2 protein-coding genes are annotated in these 553 nt (G+C 36.0%); both read right to left on the bottom strand.

Annotated elements, in window-relative coordinates; translation table 11 throughout:
• Positions 1-265 (bottom strand): MutS N-terminal domain-containing protein (locus AC27IT_RS28020; protein ID WP_487092296.1); only part of this gene is annotated, 265 nt, incomplete at its 3' end.
• Positions 266-428: 163 nt separating this feature from the next.
• A partial coding sequence (locus AC27IT_RS28025; protein WP_487092297.1) for an amino acid permease C-terminal domain-containing protein occupies positions 429-553 on the bottom strand: 125 nt, incomplete at its 5' end.

Consider the following 553-nt stretch of genomic DNA (forward strand, 5'->3'; position numbering starts at 1 on the left):
GCTCACAAATAGCTACTTTAAATCCCTTTTCAATTAAACGCTCGATATACGTAGGAGCAGAGTGATACGGAACCCCGCACATCGGAATTCGCTCTTGTCCTCCTCCGTCTCGACTTGTTAATGTTATTTCAAGTTCTTGAGAAGCTGTCGTAGCATCTTCAAAGAACATTTCATAAAAATCACCTAATCTAAAAAATAAAAAGGCATCTTGATACTCTGCCTTAATTCTCAAATATTGCTGTATCATTGGCGTATACGCTGCCATACTATTCCTCCATACCACATCTAGTTTTGCGTTTTTGCTACACGTATTATAACATAAGTCTTTCTTAAACTTAATTTATTCAAATAGAACAATCTTCAATTTCTTTTCATCAAACAAATAAAAAAGCTTCGGACGAAGGAAGAAGCTTGTCCGAAGCTTTTCATTATTTACTGCTGTTCAAATGACTATGCTTACGTCCGTATAAGAAGTAAACCACTAGCCCTAGTACAAGCCAAATTACGAAACTAATCCATGTTAACTTTGGAAGCTGAAGTGCTAAGTATAAAC

The sequence above is a fragment of the Brevibacillus sp. YAE8 genome, from assembly GCF_057543335.1.